Origin of the sequence: Nocardioides sp. Soil774 (assembly GCF_001428125.1) — a bacterium.
Lineage (GTDB): Bacteria > Actinomycetota > Actinomycetes > Propionibacteriales > Nocardioidaceae > Nocardioides.
In genome coordinates this window covers 246,456-264,205 of sequence record NZ_LMSM01000009.1, presented here as the reverse complement: position 1 = coordinate 264,205, position 17,750 = coordinate 246,456, and the positions used below count along the sequence as shown (strand labels likewise).

Sequence of the window (17,750 nt, the reverse complement as noted above, 5' to 3'; positions counted from 1 at the left end):
GGTGGACGGGTCAGCCGCGGTGGACCTTCGGGCCGAGCGCGATGCGGTCGCGGACGTCGCCGGCACGCTGTGCGTCGTCGGCGAGGACGGCGACCTCCTCCACGCCTTCAGCGTTGGTCGCGGTCGTCAGCACGGCGACACCCACGCCGACGCGGACCCACCGAGGGCCTCCGAGGCACGACGCGGGGATGGTGACGGTGACGCGCGACGACGCGCGGTCGCCGACGGCCCGCAGCCGCGGGCACTCCACGGAGCGCCCACGGCGGGTCATGTCGGCCTTCGGCCGGTGCCCGAGGTCGTCGGCCTCCACCTCGAAGGTCCCCGTGGGCGTGCGCACGCTCAGGACAGCGAAGTGCTGCTTGTCGCGGCCGAGCTCGCGCAGGTCGACACGCACCCTCAGGCGGCGCTGGGCGTGGTCGACCACGGTGCGTACGACGTCCGCTGTCAGGTTGTCCGGCGTGGGCACGAGGTTGGCCAGGTCGCCCTGGCCCTCCTCCGTCGGCCCGACGGTCACGACGTCCGCGACCGCGTCGTCCGTCGTCAGCTGCTCGGCGTGCGCCGCGGTGGGCAGGAGCAGGACGGCGGGCGCGAGGGCGGTCAGCAGCCGCGTGGCGAGGCGGAGGGACATGCCGCCGACCCTAGTCAGGCGGCTCCTGACGTGTGACCCGAACCACGGAATCCGCGGCCGCCATGACCTGTTGTGCCGATCGTGAGCACCCCCACGACCGTCGGCGACCTGCTGACGCAGCGTCGAGCCGTCGACCTCGTGCGCACCGGGAGCGCGCTCTGTCGCTCCACCAGCGCCGTCGACTGACCTCCCTGCGTCCCCGGCCCGCGTGTGCGCGGCGCCGCTCCGAAAGGTTATCTTTTCAGTATGAATACTTTTGTTACGGAGACCGAGAAGCCCACCCGCTTCCGGCTCCCCTCGTTCGGCGTGCAGGTCCTGACCGGACTCGTGCTCGGCGTCGTCCTCGGTCTGGTGGCCCGCAGCATGGGCGCGGACGGCGTCGACGCGGCCACCGGCGAGGTGGACCCCAACTGGCTCACCGAGACGCTCAGCACGATCGGTGGCACCTTCGTCACGCTCCTGCGCGCGGTCGTCCCGCCGCTGGTCTTCCTCGCCATCGTGGCCTCGATCGCCAACCTGCGTGACGTCACCGGCGCGGCGCGGCTCGCCTGGAAGACGCTGGCGTGGTTCGCCACGACCGCGCTGATCGCGGTGTCGATCGGCATCGTGCTCGGCCTCGTGCTGCGCCCCGGCGACCACACGAGCGTCACCGCTGACGCCGCCTCCGCGCCGGGCACCACCGGGTCGTGGCTCGACTTCCTGACCGGTCTCGTGCCGGCCAACGTGCTCGGCCTCGAGGGCTACGACAACGGCGACGGCACCGTCGGCATGTCGTTCAACGTCCTGCAGATCCTCGTCGTCGCGATCGCGATCGGCATCGCCACGCTCAAGGTCGGCGAGGCGGCCGACCCGTTCCTGTCCTTCGTGCGCTCGGCGCTCGCCGTCGTGCAGAAGGTGCTGTGGTGGATCATCCTCCTCGCCCCGATCGCCACGGTCGGCCTGCTCGGCAACGCGGTCGCCAGCTACGGCTGGGACGCGCTCGGCTCGCTCGGCATGTTCACCGTCGCCATCTACGCAGGCCTCTTCCTCGTCCTGCTCGGCGTCTACCCGGCGCTGCTGCGCCTCAACGGCCTGTCGGTCAAGCAGTTCTTCTCCGGCGCCTGGCCGGCCATCTCGCTGGCCTTCGTGTCCCGCTCGTCGGTCGGCACCATGCCGGTCACCGAGTCGGTCACCGAGCGCAACCTCGGCGTGCCGCGTGCCTACGCCTCATTCGCGGTGCCGCTGGGCGCGACCACCAAGATGGACGGCTGCGCCTCGATCTACCCCGCGATCTCGGCGATCTTCGTGGCCCAGTTCTTCGGCCTCGACCTCTCGATCACCGACTACGTGCTGATCGCCTTCGTCTCGGTCATCGGCTCGGCGGCCACGGCCGGCGTCACCGGCGCGACTGTCATGCTCACGCTGACGCTCTCCACCCTCGGTCTGCCGCTCGAGGGCGTCGGCCTGCTGCTGGCGATCGACCCGATCCTCGACATGGGTCGCACCGCGGTCAACGTCACCGGCCAGGCACTGGTGCCGACCCTGGTGGCCAAGCGTGAGGGAATCCTCGACCAGGCGGCGTACGACGCCCCGCGCGGGCGTGGAGCGTGGCGCGAGGACGCCGAGACCACGGCCCGTCCGACCACCGCGGCGACCGCGGCCTGAGGCGTCCCGCCCGGCCCTCCGCACACCGGAGGGCCGGGATTGGGATACTGGCCGGGCTTTGCCCCCGTGGCGCAATGGATAGCGCAACGGCCTTCTAATCCGTTGGTTGCAGGTTCGAGTCCTGCCGGGGGCGCCCACCGCGGTCGCGTCCGCGACACGCGGCCCGGCCTCCCCCGCACGGCCGCGGCTCGACGTCAGGATGTGACACAGGCCCCGCCACGTATGAGGTGACGGGGCCGAATCCTTTTCCGGCTGGCGGGTACGAGCACCACTCATGCACTCATGAGAGGGGCTCCACATGACCAACGACATCGGCCAGGGTCTGCTGACCGTGCTCGGGGTCCTCGCGGGCATCGCCACACTGCTGTTCCTCGTGGCGGCGATGGACCCGACCAACGTCGCGCGCGAGAAAAGGTGAGACCCCGGCAAGTATGAGTTGCCGGGGCCTCGCGTCTTCGGGACCGAGGTCCGTCCGACACCTCAGTTCTACGCCTGCGGGAGGCCCCGGACAAGGGCAGCGGCCGACATATCCGGGGGATGTTCGCGCGACACGGCGTGTCGGGTCCGACACGCCGGGTCAGGCGGTCGGCAAGTCCTCGGAGAGGCCCGTGCCGGCGGCGTACGCGTCGATCTCGGCACCGATCCGCGACTTCACCTCGTCGGGGGCGAAGGAGGCCTCGACCGCCGCGCGAGCGAGCTCGGCGACCCCGTGCTCGTCGAGGTCGAGGAGCCCGGCGGCGACCTCGTGGTCGTGGTTGAGCGTGGTCGCGAACATCGGCGGGTCGTCGGAGTTGATGGTGACGCGTACCCCCGCGTCGACGAAGGCACGCAGCGGGTGGTCCTCGATGCGGTCGACCGCGCGCGTGGCGATGTTGGAGGTCGGGCACACCTCGAGCACGACGCCCGTGTCGGCGAGATGTGCCAGCAGCTCGGGGTCCTGGGCGGCCGAGACGCCGTGGCCGATCCGCTCGGCGCCCAGCAGCCGCAGCGACTCCCAGACCGTCTCGGGCCCGGTGGTCTCCCCTGCGTGGGGCACCGACCGGAGCCCGGCAGCGCGCGCGGCGGTGAAGTGCTCCTCGAACTGCGCACGCGGCACCCCGATCTCGGGGCCGCCCAGGCCGAAGCCCACCAGGGCGTCCGTGCGGTGCTCGAGGGCGTACTCCAGGGTGGCGTCGGCCGCGGGGATGCCGGACTCACCCGGGATGTCGTAGATCCAGCGCATCACCAGGCCGAAGTCGCGCTCGGCCGCCACGCGCGCGTCCTCGATGGCCTCGGTGTAGGCCTCGATCGCGATCCCGCGCAGCACCGAGGTGTACGGCGTGCAGGTGAGCTCGGCATAGCGCAGGTTCTGCCCCTCCGCCATCTCGCGCGCGACCTCGTAGGTCAGCAGCCGCACGTCCTCGGGCGTGCGCACCAGGTCGACGACGGAGAGGTAGACGTCGATGAAGTGCGCGAAGTCGCGGAAGGTGAAGAACTCGCGCAGCGCCTCCAGGTCGGCGGGCACGCCGGCCCCGGGGTGGCGCGCCGCGAGCTCGGAGACGATCCGCGGCGACGCCGACCCGACGTGGTGGACGTGCAGCTCGGCCTTGGGCAGGCCGGCGATGAAGGACGTGAGGCTCACGCCCCGCAGTGTGGCAGCCGGGCCGGGTCAGCCCACCATCTCCGCGGCGATCTGGTCGATGGTCTTGCCCTTCGCCGGATCGCCGTCGATGAGCACCGTCGGCGTGGAGTTGACCCCGGCCTTGGACGCCGCCTCGCCGGCCGCGTCGACCCAGCCCTCGAAGGCCATGTCCTCGATGCCGGGGCGTACGTCGGCCTCGGTCGCGCCCGCCTCGACGGCGAGGGCGACGAGCGCGTCGTCGTCGGGGAACGGACCCTTCTCCGAGGGCTGGTTGTCGAAGAGCAGGTCGTGGAACTTCTTGGCGACCTCCGGGCCCGACGCGTCGAGCACGACGGCGAAGGCGTTGGCCGAGCGCGGGGAGTAGTCGTCGATGCCCTCGAGGAACGGCAGCGGTCGGTACTCCACGCTGACGTCGCCCGCCTCCACGGCGGCGTCGAGCCGATCGCGGACGGTCTTCTCGAGCTGGCCACAGAACGGGCAGAGGAAGTCCTCGTAGACCACGACCTCCTTGGGAGCGTCGGTGTCGCCGATCACCAGGCCGTAGCTGGCGCTGGCACCCGAGGGCGGGGTCGTCGGCTTGTCGGACCCGAGGTTGCTGATCAGCAGGTAGCCACCGATGACGACCACCAGCACGCCGGCGACCAGGCCGTAGCGGGTGAGCTGCTCCTTGCGCTTGGCGGCCTTGCGGCGCTCCTCGGCCTGCGCGCGGGCCCGCTCGGTCCTGGCGCGCCGGGCGTCACGCTTGGCAGCGGTCGCCGCTTTGTCGTCAGCGGTCCTGTGCGAGGTCTTCTTCTGCGCCATGGAGGCTTCCTTCTGCGTCGAGCGGATCTGGGTCGTCGTCGGTGGTCGAGCGGAACAGGACGGAGTCGAGCGCCCAGCGCGAGCGTGGCCGCGCGACCAACCACGCGGACAGGGCCAGAAGTCCCACGTCACGGGCGATCTCGCCCGGATACTTCGCCGCCGCGTCGGGGATCTCGCCCCCGCCGCCGAAGCACCCGCAGTCGATCGACAGGCCGCGCGCCCAGGCGCTCGAGATGCCGATGATGAAGGCGGTGAAGAGCAGCGCGGACACGACCGAGGTGCCGCGCACGAGCACGCCGACGACCAGGCAGAGGCCGATCACGACCTCGACCACGGGCAGCAGGTGCCCGACGGTGGGCACGACGGCCTCGGGCAGCAGGTCGTACGCCCTGACCGCGCGCACGCTGTCGGCGGGGTGGGGCAGCTTGAGGGCGCCCGCGACGATCCACACCCCGCCCGTCACCAGGCGCGCGACGAGCCCGAACCAGTCCTTCACACCCCCGAGGTTAGGAGGTCAGCCTGAGTCACCCCTGAGAGGCATGCCGCGGGGGCGGGCCGCCGAGGGTCGGTAGGGTGCCGGACGTGAACGACAGACTGGTGTGGATCGACTGCGAGATGACCGGCCTCGACCTGGGCGCCGATGCGCTGATCGAGGTCGCGGCCCTGGTCACCGACTTCGACCTCAACGTGCTCGGCGAGGGCGTCGACGTGATCATCAAGCCGTCGCAGGAGTCACTGGACCAGATGGTCGAGTTCGTGCGGAGCATGCACGAGAAGTCGGGCCTGCTCGAGGAGCTCGACAGCGGCACGACGCTCGCCGACGCCGAGGAGCAGGTGCTGGCCTACATCAAGGAGCACTGCCCCGACGGCAGCCGCCCGCCGCTGGCCGGCAACACGGTCGCGACCGACCGGGCGTTCCTCGCCCGCGACATGGTCGACCTCGAGTCGTTCCTGCACTACCGCATCGTCGACGTCTCCTCGATCAAGGAGCTCTCGCGCCGCTGGTATCCCCGCGCCTACTTCGCGGCCCCGACCAAGCGTGGCAACCACCGCGCGCTGGCCGACATCCAGGAGAGCATCGAGGAGCTGCGCTACTACCGCGAGGCCGTCTTCGTGCCGCAGCCCGGCCCCGACAGCGCGCGGGCCAAGGAGATCGCGGCTCGGCACGGCGGCCGGCTGACCGGCCTCGGCGACGACATGGGTGCCGATTCCGGCACCGATTCCAGCCCGACGGACTGAGTGCCCTACACTTCTCGTCGTCCTCGCTCATCGGGCGAGCGGACATGGTGGGTATAGCTCAGCTGGTAGAGCGCCGCCTTGTGGTGGCGGATGTCGCGGGTTCAAGTCCCGTTACTCACCCCAAACAGATCGAGCCCCTGACCTGCAGCGATGCGGTCAGGGGCTCGATCCGTTCCACCCCGTGCCCCCCAATTGGGGGGCAGATTGGGGGGCACCGCAGGAATCTGGGGGGCAGTGACGGGGTCGTTTGCCCACCCTCAGACCCGCCGCACGGTGAAGCCGGTCAGCACCACCAACCGACCGGAGAAACCATCATGTGGATCGAACAGCGCGGCCAGCAGCACCGGGTCTACTGGCGCAACCAGAACGAGACCGGACCCAAGAGGTCCTTTCACCCGTTCCCCACCCGCGACCATGCCGAACTCTTCCGCCAGCTCGCCCGCACCAGCAGCCTCTCCGGGGCGCTGGCGTGGTTGCACAACCCCAGCGACGAGGTGCTGGACGAGCTGCTCGGCCGGCGGCCGAAGCCCGCCCCGCAGGACACCTCCACCGCGACACAGGCCGTCGTCGGCGTCGTGCCGTCCACCACCGGGGTCGGGGAGCGCTACGACGCGCGCGTCGGCGTCACCTTCGCCCACCTGTGGCAGCGGTTCCTCGACATCCAGCGCCACCTCGAGGGGTCCACGGCAGAGCTCTACGAGATGTACGGGCGCATCCACTTCCTGCCGTTCTTCGGCGACACCGACCTCGGTCTGATCCAGCGCACCGAACCGCTGCGCGTCTCCGACGCCCTCACCGGTGCGGTGTACGTCGACCACTGGGTCGACCTGATGCTCACCAAGCCGCGGCTGAACAATGCGCTGCGGCCGATCAAGGACTCCAAGCTGAGCCACAAGTACATCCGCAACGTCCACACCGTCCTCAAGCAGGCACTCCAGCTCGCGGTCGACCAGCGGCCGGCGCTGCTCGAGATCAACCCCGCCCTACGAAGGCGCCGAGAACGACCTTGTCGTCCTCCCAACCGGCAGGCGCCGCTGCCAGTAGCGCACGGGCGTCGTCCGCGGTCGGTGGGCGGCCTTCGACCCGCTCGACGTAGGCGGAGTCGGAGTCGATCAGGTCCTGGACGGCGGGGAAGTCTTGCGCCCCAAGTGGAAGTAGAACCACGCCGGTCACGGTCGGCTCCTCGGCCCTGGACTGAATGCGAGCGGCCGACAGGACCCTGTCACGCGCTTTCCCGGGTGGTGGTGGGCCGCAGAATGCGTGCGATGAGGTCATCGAGCATGGCTTGCTCTGGTGGCCAGGGGAACGCGGGGACGGCGTCGCGTAGCGAGATGTAGCCGTGGAGGGCGACCCAGAGCGCGACGGCTGGTTCGAGTGGCGATCCGCCGGCAGTGTCGGGGTGCCGGGCGACGGCGTCCACGAGTCGGCCGAACGCGGCTGCACCGACGAGCTCGTCGGTGGGTCGGGTTTCGTTCATGCTTCCTGCCTCTCCAGTGCGGTGGCGGGCGAACATCACGCGGTAGCGGTGCGGTCGGGTCGTGGCGAACGTCAAGTACGCGGCGCACGCCGCGGCCAGGTGGTCGGAAGCTTCGACGTCGGTTGTCGCGGCCACGAGAACGGCGTCGAGCTCCGCGAACGCATCCGCGATGACGGCCAGCAGGATCTGATCGCGGTCGTCGAAATGGCCGTAGATCGACGGGGTCGCGATGCCGACCTTACGGGCCACGGCCCGCAACGTGACGGCGTCCTCGCTCCCGGTCTCTTCGAGGACCGCGGCCGCGCCGGCCACGATCTCGGGCCGCAGCTTCGCACCCTCGCCACGGCGGTTGGGCTTCCGAGAACTTGTCATGCGAATCACTTTACACCTGTTAGGCAACGGCTCTAACCTAACAGGTGTAAGCCAACAACCTGGGAGGAAAGATGGAACACGAATTCGACGTCTTGACTGGCATCGAACGAAGCGTGCAGATGGTGGGGCGCCTCGTTGCAGGCATCCGCGAGGAGGAGTGGCCAGCAGCTTCGCCGTGCGAGGAATGGTCAGTGCGCGATGTGCTCAACCATGTGGTGGGCGGGATGCGGATCTTCGTGGCGGAGCTAACGGGCCGCGCGCCGGAAGCTGAGCATGAGGCGGACTGGCTCGGACTCGACCCCCAGGGTGCGTTCACCGAGGCAGCCGAACTGGACCTTGCAGCCTGGCGTGGGTCAGACGCCATGGCCGGGATGGTCACGATCTCGCTGGGCACGCTGCCCGCGAGCTTCGCAGCGGTCATCCACCTGCTCGAGCTCGTCGGCCACGGAGTCGACCTCGCTGTCGCCACCGAGCAGATCGACCTGCTCGACGAGCGCCTGTGCGAGGACGTCCTCGAGCTCCTCGCAGGCATGGGTGGCCTGGATGCGTACCGGGTGCCGGGCGTGTTCGGCTCCGAGGTGCAGGTCGACTCGGACGCTCTGGCGCACGCCCGTCTGGCGGGCTATCTGGGCCGGCACGCCGTACCGGCGCCAGCGTCGGTCGCGAGCTGGGAAGTGGTGGCCACGTGAAGGCCCCGGCTACCGCGGAGTCTCAGGTGGCCGCGACGGTTGAGGGGCCGGGCCTGGTGCGGGTCGTGACGCTCACCGATGCGGTCGTGGCCATCGCCATGACGCTGCTAGTCCTCCCGCTCGTCGAGGTGGCCGGCGAGGTGGACACCGCACACGTACGCGCGCTGCTCGCCGACCATGGCGACCTCCTGTTGTCGTTCGCGGTCAGCTTCGTGGTCATCTACGTGTTCTGGGCAGCGCACGGCACCGCGCTGCGACGCGCGGAGCTGATGGACGTCGAGCCGCGCGGACTGCGGCAGCTGAACCTGGGCTGGCTGCTGGTCCTCGCGTTCTTGCCGTTCCCCACCGCCGTGGTCGGCAGGGACCTCAACACCACCTCCGCACCCATGTACATCGGCACCATGCTCACCCTGTCCGCTCTGACGTCGCTGATCGTCAACGTCGTCGACCGGGCCGTCGGGCCACCACGCCGCGCCGGCTGGGCCTGGGCAACGACGAGCGTGTTCGCCGCCTGTACCGCACTCAGCGTCTACAACGCCGACCTCGGCATGTTCGCGCTCCTCGCGCTCGCGGTCGTGCGGATCGTCGAGGTCCGCACCGAGTCCGCGCTAGATCCTTCATCGCCCGTTGCTGCCACCCCAAGCCCTACACCAACTTCCACGCCCGCTTCCGCCACCACCGCACACCCCGCCCCAGCTGTGAGGCCGGACGACCGGCCCACCCACACCAGAACAGGAGCCACGTCATGACCGCGCCACAACCCATTCGTCACGACCACCCGTCCGCAGACCCCACCAGAAGCGGAGACACCGACGCACGTCGATGGTGGGCCGGATCAGCGCAACCGGTGTGGACCGCGGTCGCACTGGTCCTGGCTGTCGACCTGATCGCGGTGAGCATCGGCGTCGCCGGCGAACGACTGGCTCCCGGAGGTGGCGACACTGGCGCGCTGATCCGGCGTCTGGTGGCGGTCCTCTTGGTCGCCGCCGCTGCTGTCGCCGTCGTGGGTCGCGCCAAGGCGTGGCGCGCGACCGCCGCCGCCGGGCCGGCCAGCTGGCGCGACACGCGACTGCTCCTCGTGCCTGCGCTCGTGGCCCTCGTCCCGCTGACCACCGGACTGAACATGCCAGCCACGTCCACGGTTGCTGTGCTCGTCGTCGGGTACGCCGCGACTGGCGTGTTCGAGGAACTGTGGCACCGCGGCGTCGTCCTCGACGCGTTGCGTCCGGTCGGGTTGCGACGTGCCGCACTCATCGGCGGCGCCCTGTTCGGTGTCAGTCACCTCACCAACGTCGCCTTCGGGCAGCCGCTGGCGATCTCCCTGGCTCAGTCGGTCGGCGCGTTCTGCTTCGGAGTCGGGTTCTCCATCCTGCGTTGGCGCACCAACGCCGTGTGGCTCCTCGCCGCCGTCCACGCCGTCGGGGACCTCATGTTCCACATCACCAACCTGCACGGCGGGGCCTTATGGGGCGTTCTGGTCGGTCACGACATCGCGATGCTGCTGTGGGGACTGTGGTGCCTGCGCGGTCTACAGCGCGACGACCCCCACGACGGTCACACCAGTGCCCAGAGCCTGCACAGCAAGCAGAACCTCCAGAGTGCCGGCGGTGCGGCATGAGTGTCACCCAGTACCTGCTGAACGCCGCCCTGCTCGTCCTGGTGCTCGGCACCAACCTCGGGCGACGGGTCGCGGCCCCGCGCCGGCTGCTGTTTCCGGTCGCGCTGGTCGCAGTCGCAGCCGTAGTCCTGCTGCGGTCGGTGCCAACCGCCGGCAACGACGTCCAGCTCGAGCTTGCCGGGGTGGCGGCCGGGGTCACCGCCGGAGCCCTGGCCGGCATCGTGATGAGGGTCGAACGCGTCGGCGCGCGAGCGTGGACGGTCGCTGGGGCCAGCTACGCGGCCATCTGGGTCGTGGCCATCGGGGGCCGGATCATGTTCGCGACCGCGGCGACCGGGCCGTTCGCCACCGACATCGGCCTGTACTCGATGCGGCACCACATCACGGGTGCCGACGCATGGACGACAGCGTTCGTGCTGATGGCACTCACCATGGTCCTCACCCGAGTCGCCGTCACCACCCTGAAACTCCGCCGCCAGGGGCGAGAGGACCGTAGCGAAGGCGGGGACGAGCTCCTACGGTCAGCAGGGTCGGGGTCGTCCGCACCCGTGGGCTCGTGAACGTCCCGATCGCCGCTGACGGCAGGTCCACAGGGTCCAGTGGGTCCGCTGAGTTGGCGGGGCACGTCGCGCTCGTCACCGGCGGCACGTCAGGCATCGGTCTCGCTGCGGCCCGGGCGTTCCTGAGCGCAGGCGCTGCCGTCATGATCTGCGGACGCTCGCCTGAGCGCGGAGAGCAGGCAGTGCACGACCTGGCCGCTCATGGCGAGGTGACCTTCACGCAAGCCGACGTCACCGACGAGCGGTCGGTGCGACACCTTGTCGAATGCACGCTGCACACGTTCGGTCGGCTCGACCACGCGTTCAACAACGCCGCCAACACCGAGGCCGCAGGAACCAGCGACGCGTTCACCGACATGACGCTTGACGAGTTCGAGGGCATCGTCCGCGCCAGCCTCACCAGCGTGTGGCTGTGCATGAAACACCAGCTCCCCGCACTGACCAAACACGGCGGCACCATCGTCAACACCTCATCCAAGGACGCTGAACTGCGACTGCCCGGAACCGGCAGCTACGCGGCAGCCAAGGCCGGCGTCGAGGTCCTCACCGTCACCGTCGCGAAGGAGTACGCCGAGCACGGGGTGCGAGTCAACGCCGTACGCCCGGGAGCTATCGCGACCCCGATGCTGGAACGCAACCTCAGCGAGGCCTCCCTAGACGAGCGCCAAGCACGGGTCGAACGCTACGAGGCCCTCATCGCCATGCGTCGCCTCGGGCGCCCGCACGAGGTAGCCGACGCGGTGCTCTGGCTCAGCTCACCCCGATCCTCCTACATGACCGGTCAGATCGTGACGGTCGACGGATGCCTGACCGTCTAAGCGGGGTGAACCTGGTCGTGGACTGGGCCACACCACAACTGGGTGACGGCGTGGATTCCTCGATCTGGAGTTGTTGCGCCATGTCCCGTTGGTGAGGACGTTCGCGGCCAGAGTCAAGACGAGCTCGCGGTTGGTCGGGTCGACGTGGTGGTCCTGCTCGACCCACTGCAGCAGTCCCTCCATGGTCCCCATCACAGCCGCTTCCTGCTACTCGGGGTCCGGTGATGTCGGCGGGCCCTGGCGCGGCGACACCTCACGGGGCGACTATTAGTACCTGGGGGGCGGCGGCCTTCATGCGGGTGTTGAGCCACGTCAGCTGGCGTGCGGTCTGCGCGTTGGAGCGCGTGGCGACGTTGAGCAGCTCGTGGTCACGCAGCCCTTGGGCTCCTTGGGCGATGACGGTCCAGGTGGTCTGCACGAGGGTGGCCAGGACGTGGAGGTCTTGGAGGTCACGCAACAACCCAACGTCACCGTCTCGGCTCTCGGCGAGCCCGGCGGCGTGGAGGCGTTCGGGTTCGTCGACGTCGGCTTCACCGTAGCGCTCGATGATCGGTGCCAGTGCCGTGCGGTGCTCGTCGGACCAGCTGGCGAGGAGGCGGCATGTGTGGAACACGTCGGCCGCCCGGGCGTGGCCCTCGGCGACCGTGCGGAAGGAGTCGGCGAGGGTCTGTTCGCTGTGGTCGGCCAACCCGATGTAGGTGGTGAGATGGGGCATCACGACGCTCCACAGGCTGGGTCGAGCGGATAGGTCGGGGTCTCGGCAAGCGTGGTGCTGGTGGTCGGCCCACCACCTTGGGTGGGGCGCGGACGGCGCCGGCGTGCGCCGTCACGCTCCGCCGGGGCGGAGGCCCCCGTGGTGGGGGCAGGAGCCGGGCCGTCGCTTGCGCGCAGGCGGGTCACCTGGCAGGCGGCGGTCTTGAAGGCCGGTTGCTTCGACACCGGGTCCCAGACGGTCATGGTGAGCTCGTTGGCGAGCCGGTGGTTGGCGTCGTCGTGTCCACCCCCGTCCGCGGCGGCCGGCTCCCAGTGGCCGTAGTGGAACGGCGCGAACACCGCGCCCTCCATCACCTCGCCAACCCTGGCGCGGACTTCGATGGCACCGCGGGGGGACTCCACGCGTACCCAGTCGCCTTCGGCGATGCCGCGCGCATCTGCGTCGGTTGGGGAGATCTCGACCCACGCGTCTGGTGCCGCCCGGTTGAGGTCGCCGGAGCGGCCGGTCTTGGTGCGGGTGTGGAACTGGTACACGGTGCGGCCGGTGGTGTACCGCAGCGGGAAGTCGGCGGACGGCTCCTCGTGTGGTGGCGTGTACGGCGCGCCCTTGAGGAAGGCCCGTCCGGCGGGGCGCATGGCGCGGTGTTCTTGTTCGGTCACGGTGCCGCCGGTGATGAGGTCGTGACCGTAGGTCTCGCAGTAGTCGGTGTCGGTCGGGAAGACGGCCTCGGCGTACAACCGGTCGGTTCCGTCGGGGTGCTCGTCGTTGACCGGCCACGGGATGCCCGTGGGTCCACGCAGCCTGTCGTAGGACAGGCCGGTGTAGTCGACCGGCCGGCCGGCGGTGATGGCCGCCCACGCGTCGAAGGCCTCCTCGGCTGTTCGCCACCCGAGCAGCGGCTCACCGGACCGGTTGGTGAAGCCCATCCGGTCGGCGTACATCAAGAAGATGTCGAGGTCGCTCTTGGCCTCCCCGGGCGGGTCGACGGCCTTCTCGGACAGGTGGACGGTCCGGTTGACGTTGGTGAAGCAGCCGGTCTTCTCACCCCATCCGGCGGCGGGCAGGACGACGTCGGCGAGCTCGGCGGTCTCGGTGAGGAAGAGGTCCTGCACCACCACGAAGCACTGGTCGCCTTCGAGGATGCGGCGAATGCGCGCCGACTCGGGCATCGACACGGCGGGGTTGGTCGCCGAGATCCACAGCAGGCCGATGGAACCGGTCTCGGCGTAGGAGAAGATCTGCATGGCGTGGGTGGGTGGCGCCCAGTGCGGGATCGTCATGGCGTCGACGTCCCAGGCGTCGGCGAGCTGCTGCACGTGGTGGGGGTTGTCCCAGTTGCGGAAGCCCGGGAGGTCGCCGTCGGCGCCGCACTCGCGGTTGTTCTGGGCGGTGGGCTGGCCGTTCATCTGCAGGATGCCGGCTCCGGGGCGACCGAGCATGCCGCGCAGCAGGTGCAGGTTGTGCACGGCGACGGAGGCGGCCGTGGCCTGGTGGGACTGGTAGAAGCCCTGCAGGACGGTCGAGAGCACCGCCTCGCTCTCGCCGAAGATCCGCGCCGCCCGGCGCACGTCGTCCGCGGCGACGCCGCAGATGTCGCCGACGTGCTCGGGGGTGTAGGGCTCGACCGTGGACCGGAGGTCCTCGAGGCCGAGCGTGTGCGCGGCGACCCAGTCCTGGTCGACCCACCCGTTGACGAGGAGCTCGCGGGTCAGGCCGTTCATCAACGCGAGGTTGGTGCCGACGCGCGGCGCGAGGTGCACGCCGCCGGTGCGCTCGGCCTCCATCGCGACCAGGGTTCGGCGTGGGTCGACGCACACAATCCTCGGCGGGTCGTCGCCGCGCGTGCGGTCGAGGATGCGTGCCCAGAGGACGGTCTGGGTCTCGGGCATGTTGTGGCCGTACAGGAAGACCGCGTCGCAGTGCTCGATGTCGGTGTAGGACCCGGGCTGGCCGTCGGCGCCGAAGGACTCCTTGAACGCCGCGGCACTGGTCGCGGTACACAACCGGGTGTTGCCGTCCATGTGAGGCGTGCCGATGCCGGCCTTGCCGATGACGGCGAGGGCGTAGTACTCCTCGAGGAACAGCTGCCCCGAGGTGTAGAAGCCGTGGCTCAGGGGCCCCTTGGCGTCGAGGATGGACTTCGACCGGTCCACGATGCGGCCCATGGCGGTCTCCCAGTCGGTCTCGACGAGTCGACCTCCCTCGCGCACCAGCGGTCGGGTCAGCCGGTCGCCGGAGTTCGCCCACCGGGTCGACCCGTAGAGGCCCTTGGGCCCGAGGCGGCCGTGGTTGACCACGTCGGTCGCGCGGCCTCGGACGCCGACCATGCGGCCGTCCTTGACCGCGATGTCGACGCCGCAGCCGTTGCTGCACAGCAGGCAGGCCGACTGCACCCAGGAGTCGACACTTCCCTCATCGACCCCCGGGTCGAGGAACTGGTCCACTCGCGCAGGCCACACCGTCCCTTTCGTGTGCGGCGTACGAGCTCCGTAGATGTCGGCGATCCGGTCGCTCACGTCCATTCCTCCTTCGACACCCCAACACTTTGCATGCCCTAGCGCATACACTGCGAGTGTGGCACGGCCTGACAAGGCCGGTCCACCCCGCGGGGGTTACCCACAGCGGACACGGGCCGATGACGCATTGAGCAGAACGGAGCCATGAAGATGACCGACGCAGAAGCTGCCGCCGTGGCGTTCATGACCGCCAGCCGAGCGCTGCTGGGCATGTCGTTGCGGTCCGTGGCGGCGGCCCCGGTTCCGTTGACGGTCCCCCAGCACCGGCTGCTCGTGCTGGTCTCCGCCGACGGTCCGCGACGTATCGGGACCCTGGCCGCCGACCTGGGTGTGAACCAGTCGAACGCCAGCCGGCTGGTGGCTCGCCTGGTCGATCAGGGCCTCGTGCGGCGGGTCACCGACCCGGCGGACGGCCGGGCCTCGGTCGTCGAGGCCACTGCTGAGGGGCGGCGCGTCCTGGACGCGGTCAGCGAGCACCGGCTGCGCGAGCTGCGGGCGGTCGTCGCGGCGATGCCCGTTGAGAGCTGGGCGCCCGCGGTGGAGGTGCTGCACGCGTTCAACGCGGCAGCGCACGAGGCCGAGGCTGTGCCGGCGGGCACCGATGGGGAGGGCCGATGAGGGCCCTGAGGGTGCAGCCGGGAAGGTCCGGGTCGCTGCGGGTGGAGGACGTGCCGGACCCCGCACCAGGCTCGGGCGAGCTGCTCGTGCGGGGGCTGGCGGTCGGCGTGTGCGGCACCGACAAGGAGATCGTTCGCGGTGACTACGGCTGCGCTCCGCCCGGACAGGACCGGCTCGTGCTGGGCCACGAATCCCTCGGTCGCGTCGAGCAGGTGCCTTCGGGCAGCTCGTTCAGCCGCGGTGACCTCGTCGTCGGGGTGGTGCGCCGTCCGGACCCGGAGCCGTGCGGGGCGTGCGCGGTCGGCGAGTGGGACATGTGCCGCAACGGTCGCTACACCGAGCGCGGCATCAAGGAGCTGCCCGGCTTCGGCAGCGAGTGGTGGACCGTGCCCGAGCGGTATGCCGTGCGTGTGAACGACCGCCTGGGCCTCGCTGGGGTCCTGACCGAGCCGACCAGCGTGGTGGCCAAGGCGTGGGAGCAGGTGGACCGTGTCGGTGGGCGAGCGTGGTTCGACCCACGCACGGTGCTCGTCACCGGCGCGGGACCCATCGGGTTGCTGGCAGCGATGCTGGGTGTGCAACGCGGCCTCGACGTGCACGTCCTCGACCGAGTCGACGACGGTGTCAAACCCGACCTGGTCCGCGACCTCGGGGCGACCTACCACCACACGAGCGTCGACCGGGTCGTCGACCGGGCACGACCCGACGTGGTCATCGAGGCCACCGGGGCCGGATCTGTCGTCTTCGACGCGATCGCCGGCACCGCGTCCTACGGCATCGTCTGCCTCACCGGGGTGTCGCCGCGCGGACGGGACCTGACCGTGGACGCGGGCGGACTCAACCGCAGCCTCGTGCTGGAGAACGACGCCGTCATCGGCTCCGTCAACGCCAACCTTCGCCACTACCAAACCGCCGCCGAGGCGCTCGCCGCCGCCGACCGGGACTGGCTGCGCCGGCTCATCACCACGACCGTCCCGCTCGACGAGGCGGCCTCGGCGTTCGATCGGCCGGGCGAGGACGTCAAGGTCGTCGTCACCCTCGAGGACGGAGTCGTCTGATGTGGACGACCGTCGGGTACGCCGCCGGCGCCTCACTGCCGTTGCTCGCGGGTGCCATCGTCGGGGTGCGGTGGCAGCCGCCGCAGCGACTGGTGGCCTCCGTCCTCGCCTTCGCGGCCGGCGCGCTCATCGTGTCGACGTCCTTCGAGTTGTTCGAGCCCGCCTACGAGGGCGGCGGCGCGTGGCGCGCCGGGCTGTCCTTCGCCGCGGGTGCGCTGGTCTTCGTGGTCGCGGACACGTGGCTCGACCGTCGTACGTCGGGCAGCGCCGCCGGGCTGGCGCTGCTGGCCGGGGTCACGCTCGACGGCATCCCCGAGAACACGGCGCTTGGGGTCTCACTCAACAGCACAGCCAGCTTGGCGCTGCTCGTCGCGGTGTTCGTCAGCAACTTCCCCGAGGCCCTGGCCGGCGCGCGGAGCATGCTGGAGCGCGACCGCAGCCCGAGGTTCGTCGTCGGAGTGTGGAGCGCCGCGACCGTGCTGCTTGGTGGGGCCGTGTTCGCTGGGCGGTACCTGTTCGCCGGCGCGGACCCCTCCACCTTGGCGTATCCGCTCGCCTTCGCGGGCGGTGCGGTTCTGGCCTCCGTCATCGACACGCTCGCCCCCGAGGCGTTCGGTGACGGTGGCCCAGCCATCGCCCTGGCCAGCGCCGCAGGCTTCGTCACCGGCTTCCTGCTGAGCCTCTGACACCGGAGGCGGCCTCTGTGTGCAGTAGCGGACCGACGCGTCCACCGGAGCCGGCTGATGCGTCGAACGAAGTCACCCGGCAGACCTCGACAGACCTCGGCACTGGCAGCCCAAGCTGGCGTGCCCGGCAAACTCAGCTGAAGGGCGCTACGGGGCGGTGACCACGTCGACGTCTGCGTACGGGCCCTTCTTCGCCTCGACCGGGACGAGCATCTGGACGAGTTCACCGTCGGTGACGTCCAGCGTCAGCTCGACGAACGACCCCACGGACAGGTGGTCGGCTGGCACGGACACGGGCGCCTCGTGGGCCAGGTGCACGGGTTCGCCCGGCGGCAGGAGGACCACGTCGGTGAGCAGGGCGGATCTGCGGGGCACTCCATCGCTCTTGACGGTGGCGCCAGTCAGCGCGTGTCGCCGGTTCTCGGTGTTGAGCAACGTGCCGACGACTCGTCCGTTCCTGTCGCCGTCGACCACGATGGCCACGCCCAGGGCGTCGACCTGTTCGGTACGGGCGTTGCTGCCGATCGAGGGGTGGTAGGACTTCGCTTCGACCGGGGCCTCCACCGAGCACCCGGAGAACAGCGCCGGACCTAGGAAGAGTCCCCCGATCCACCGTGCTTGTCGGGCCCCGCGCATGCGTGCTCTCTCGGCAGGTCGCCGGTCGTCGGCTCGAGTGGTTCGGGTGGTTCG

The 17,750-nt window shown here is 70.3% G+C and carries 20 protein-coding genes and 2 tRNA genes; 13 read left to right on the top strand and 9 right to left on the bottom strand.

Features of this window, described 5'->3' with window-relative positions:
- Positions 1–10: 10 nt before the first annotated feature.
- Complete coding sequence (locus ASG76_RS15335; RefSeq protein ID WP_056605174.1) at positions 11–628, bottom strand: hypothetical protein; 618 nt, start codon at positions 626–628, stop codon at positions 11–13.
- 81 nt (positions 629–709) lie between these two features.
- Here ASG76_RS15335 and ASG76_RS19815 point away from each other — a divergent pair, with 81 nt between their 5' ends.
- The 3 genes from ASG76_RS19815 to ASG76_RS15325 all read left to right on the top strand — a co-directional run bounded on the left by ASG76_RS19815 (position 710) and on the right by ASG76_RS15325 (position 2,405).
- Positions 710–814 carry a putative leader peptide gene (locus ASG76_RS19815; RefSeq protein ID WP_321164092.1) on the top strand — a complete coding sequence of 35 codons (105 nt, stop codon included), beginning with the start codon at positions 710–712 and terminating at the stop codon, positions 812–814.
- A 60-nt stretch (positions 815–874) separates the two neighbouring features.
- Positions 875–2,272, top strand: a complete 1,398-nt coding sequence (locus ASG76_RS15330) for a dicarboxylate/amino acid:cation symporter (RefSeq protein ID WP_056605172.1) — start codon at positions 875–877, stop codon at positions 2,270–2,272.
- Positions 2,273–2,332: 60 nt separating this feature from the next.
- Positions 2,333–2,405, top strand: a tRNA-Arg gene (locus tag ASG76_RS15325).
- A 444-nt stretch (positions 2,406–2,849) separates the two neighbouring features.
- Here the strand turns inward: ASG76_RS15325 and ASG76_RS15320 are convergent.
- Genes ASG76_RS15320 through ASG76_RS15310 form a run of 3 tightly spaced genes read right to left on the bottom strand, consistent with a single transcriptional unit; the run spans position 2,850 to position 5,190 of the window.
- Complete coding sequence (locus tag ASG76_RS15320; protein ID WP_157559146.1) at positions 2,850–3,893, bottom strand: adenosine deaminase; 1,044 nt, start codon at positions 3,891–3,893, stop codon at positions 2,850–2,852.
- 27 nt (positions 3,894–3,920) lie between these two features.
- The gene (locus tag ASG76_RS15315) at positions 3,921–4,694 is read right to left on the bottom strand and encodes a DsbA family protein (protein WP_056605165.1); all 774 of its coding nucleotides are present in this window, start codon (positions 4,692–4,694) and stop codon (positions 3,921–3,923) included.
- Positions 4,660–5,190: a MauE/DoxX family redox-associated membrane protein gene (locus tag ASG76_RS15310; protein WP_056605162.1), complete on the bottom strand. Its 531-nt coding sequence runs from the start codon at positions 5,188–5,190 to the stop codon at positions 4,660–4,662. Before ASG76_RS15310 ends, ASG76_RS15315 begins: the two co-directional genes overlap by 35 nt.
- Before the next feature lie 119 nt (positions 5,191–5,309).
- On the opposite strand from ASG76_RS15310, the gene orn reads away from it, so the two are divergent.
- Positions 5,310–5,933 (top strand): oligoribonuclease, encoded by a 624-nt coding sequence (gene orn, locus ASG76_RS15305; protein ID WP_235529663.1) that lies wholly within the window; start codon positions 5,310–5,312, stop codon positions 5,931–5,933.
- A 47-nt stretch (positions 5,934–5,980) separates the two neighbouring features.
- Positions 5,981–6,056, top strand: a tRNA-His gene (locus ASG76_RS15300).
- Positions 6,057–6,190: 134 nt separating this feature from the next.
- Here ASG76_RS15300 and ASG76_RS15295 read toward each other — a convergent pair.
- Together ASG76_RS15295 and ASG76_RS15280 are read right to left on the bottom strand one after the other, a co-directional pair.
- Positions 6,191–6,826 (bottom strand): hypothetical protein, encoded by a 636-nt coding sequence (locus ASG76_RS15295; RefSeq protein ID WP_157559145.1) that lies wholly within the window; start codon positions 6,824–6,826, stop codon positions 6,191–6,193.
- A 329-nt stretch (positions 6,827–7,155) separates the two neighbouring features.
- A complete protein-coding gene (locus tag ASG76_RS15280) occupies positions 7,156–7,782 on the bottom strand; it encodes a TetR/AcrR family transcriptional regulator (protein WP_056605151.1) in 627 nt (208 codons plus the stop codon).
- 71 nt (positions 7,783–7,853) lie between these two features.
- On the opposite strand from ASG76_RS15280, the gene ASG76_RS15275 reads away from it, so the two are divergent.
- The 5 genes from ASG76_RS15275 (at position 7,854) to ASG76_RS15255 (ending at position 11,467) form a co-directional block, all read left to right on the top strand.
- A complete protein-coding gene (locus ASG76_RS15275; RefSeq protein WP_056605148.1) occupies positions 7,854–8,471 on the top strand; it encodes a TIGR03086 family metal-binding protein in 618 nt (205 codons plus the stop codon).
- A 26-nt stretch (positions 8,472–8,497) separates the two neighbouring features.
- Positions 8,498–9,220, top strand: a complete 723-nt coding sequence (locus tag ASG76_RS15270; protein ID WP_157559144.1) for a TMEM175 family protein — start codon at positions 8,498–8,500, stop codon at positions 9,218–9,220.
- A gap of 98 nt (positions 9,221–9,318) precedes the next feature.
- Positions 9,319–10,089, top strand: coding sequence for a CPBP family intramembrane glutamic endopeptidase (locus ASG76_RS15265; protein ID WP_056605142.1), 771 nt, complete (start codon positions 9,319–9,321; stop codon positions 10,087–10,089).
- A complete protein-coding gene (locus ASG76_RS15260; protein WP_056605139.1) occupies positions 10,086–10,649 on the top strand; it encodes a hypothetical protein in 564 nt (187 codons plus the stop codon). The genes ASG76_RS15265 and ASG76_RS15260 overlap by 4 nt, the downstream gene beginning before the upstream one ends.
- A complete protein-coding gene (locus ASG76_RS15255; RefSeq protein WP_082587579.1) occupies positions 10,646–11,467 on the top strand; it encodes an SDR family NAD(P)-dependent oxidoreductase in 822 nt (273 codons plus the stop codon). The genes ASG76_RS15260 and ASG76_RS15255 overlap by 4 nt, the downstream gene beginning before the upstream one ends.
- Positions 11,468–11,720: 253 nt before the next feature.
- Here the strand turns inward: ASG76_RS15255 and ASG76_RS15250 are convergent, their stop codons facing one another.
- Complete coding sequence (locus ASG76_RS15250; protein WP_056605133.1) at positions 11,721–12,182, bottom strand: hypothetical protein; 462 nt, start codon at positions 12,180–12,182, stop codon at positions 11,721–11,723.
- Entirely contained in the window at positions 12,182–14,698 is a 2,517-nt protein-coding gene (locus tag ASG76_RS15245; RefSeq protein ID WP_056605337.1) for a molybdopterin oxidoreductase family protein, read from the bottom strand. Before ASG76_RS15245 ends, ASG76_RS15250 begins: the two co-directional genes overlap by 1 nt.
- Positions 14,699–14,842: 144 nt before the next feature.
- On the opposite strand from ASG76_RS15245, the gene ASG76_RS15240 reads away from it, so the two are divergent.
- From ASG76_RS15240 to ASG76_RS15230, 3 genes are read left to right on the top strand one after another with little or no spacing between them, the layout of a single operon-like run.
- The gene (locus ASG76_RS15240; RefSeq protein ID WP_056605129.1) at positions 14,843–15,316 is read left to right on the top strand and encodes a MarR family winged helix-turn-helix transcriptional regulator; all 474 of its coding nucleotides are present in this window, start codon (positions 14,843–14,845) and stop codon (positions 15,314–15,316) included.
- Complete coding sequence (locus tag ASG76_RS15235) at positions 15,313–16,374, top strand: glucose 1-dehydrogenase (RefSeq protein WP_056605126.1); 1,062 nt, start codon at positions 15,313–15,315, stop codon at positions 16,372–16,374. The genes ASG76_RS15240 and ASG76_RS15235 overlap by 4 nt, the downstream gene beginning before the upstream one ends.
- Positions 16,374–17,060, top strand: coding sequence for a ZIP family metal transporter (locus ASG76_RS15230; RefSeq protein WP_056605123.1), 687 nt, complete (start codon positions 16,374–16,376; stop codon positions 17,058–17,060). Before ASG76_RS15235 ends, ASG76_RS15230 begins: the two co-directional genes overlap by 1 nt.
- A 147-nt stretch (positions 17,061–17,207) precedes the next feature.
- Here ASG76_RS15230 and ASG76_RS15225 read toward each other — a convergent pair whose 3' ends face one another.
- Positions 17,208–17,696, bottom strand: a complete 489-nt coding sequence (locus ASG76_RS15225) for a hypothetical protein (protein ID WP_157559143.1) — start codon at positions 17,694–17,696, stop codon at positions 17,208–17,210.
- Between the last annotated feature and the right edge of the window lie 54 nt (positions 17,697–17,750).

Excerpts from the sequence above, each read along its gene's own strand:
- ASG76_RS15335 (WP_056605174.1), bottom strand. The coding sequence starts at position 628 with ATGTCCCTCCGCCTCGCCACGCGGCTGCTGACCGCCCTCGCGCCCGCC.
- ASG76_RS15330 (WP_056605172.1), top strand. The coding sequence starts at position 875 with ATGAATACTTTTGTTACGGAGACCGAGAAGCCCACCCGCTTCCGGCTC.
- ASG76_RS15315 (WP_056605165.1), bottom strand. The coding sequence starts at position 4,694 with ATGGCGCAGAAGAAGACCTCGCACAGGACCGCTGACGACAAAGCGGCG.
- orn (WP_235529663.1), top strand. The coding sequence starts at position 5,310 with ATGACCGGCCTCGACCTGGGCGCCGATGCGCTGATCGAGGTCGCGGCC.
- ASG76_RS15280 (WP_056605151.1), bottom strand. The coding sequence starts at position 7,782 with ATGACAAGTTCTCGGAAGCCCAACCGCCGTGGCGAGGGTGCGAAGCTG.
- ASG76_RS15275 (WP_056605148.1), top strand. The coding sequence starts at position 7,854 with ATGGAACACGAATTCGACGTCTTGACTGGCATCGAACGAAGCGTGCAG.
- ASG76_RS15260 (WP_056605139.1), top strand. The coding sequence starts at position 10,086 with ATGAGTGTCACCCAGTACCTGCTGAACGCCGCCCTGCTCGTCCTGGTG.
- ASG76_RS15250 (WP_056605133.1), bottom strand. The coding sequence starts at position 12,182 with ATGCCCCATCTCACCACCTACATCGGGTTGGCCGACCACAGCGAACAG.
- ASG76_RS15240 (WP_056605129.1), top strand. The coding sequence starts at position 14,843 with ATGAAGATGACCGACGCAGAAGCTGCCGCCGTGGCGTTCATGACCGCC.
- ASG76_RS15235 (WP_056605126.1), top strand. The coding sequence starts at position 15,313 with ATGAGGGCCCTGAGGGTGCAGCCGGGAAGGTCCGGGTCGCTGCGGGTG.
- ASG76_RS15230 (WP_056605123.1), top strand. The coding sequence starts at position 16,374 with ATGTGGACGACCGTCGGGTACGCCGCCGGCGCCTCACTGCCGTTGCTC.
- ASG76_RS15225 (WP_157559143.1), bottom strand. The coding sequence starts at position 17,696 with ATGCGCGGGGCCCGACAAGCACGGTGGATCGGGGGACTCTTCCTAGGT.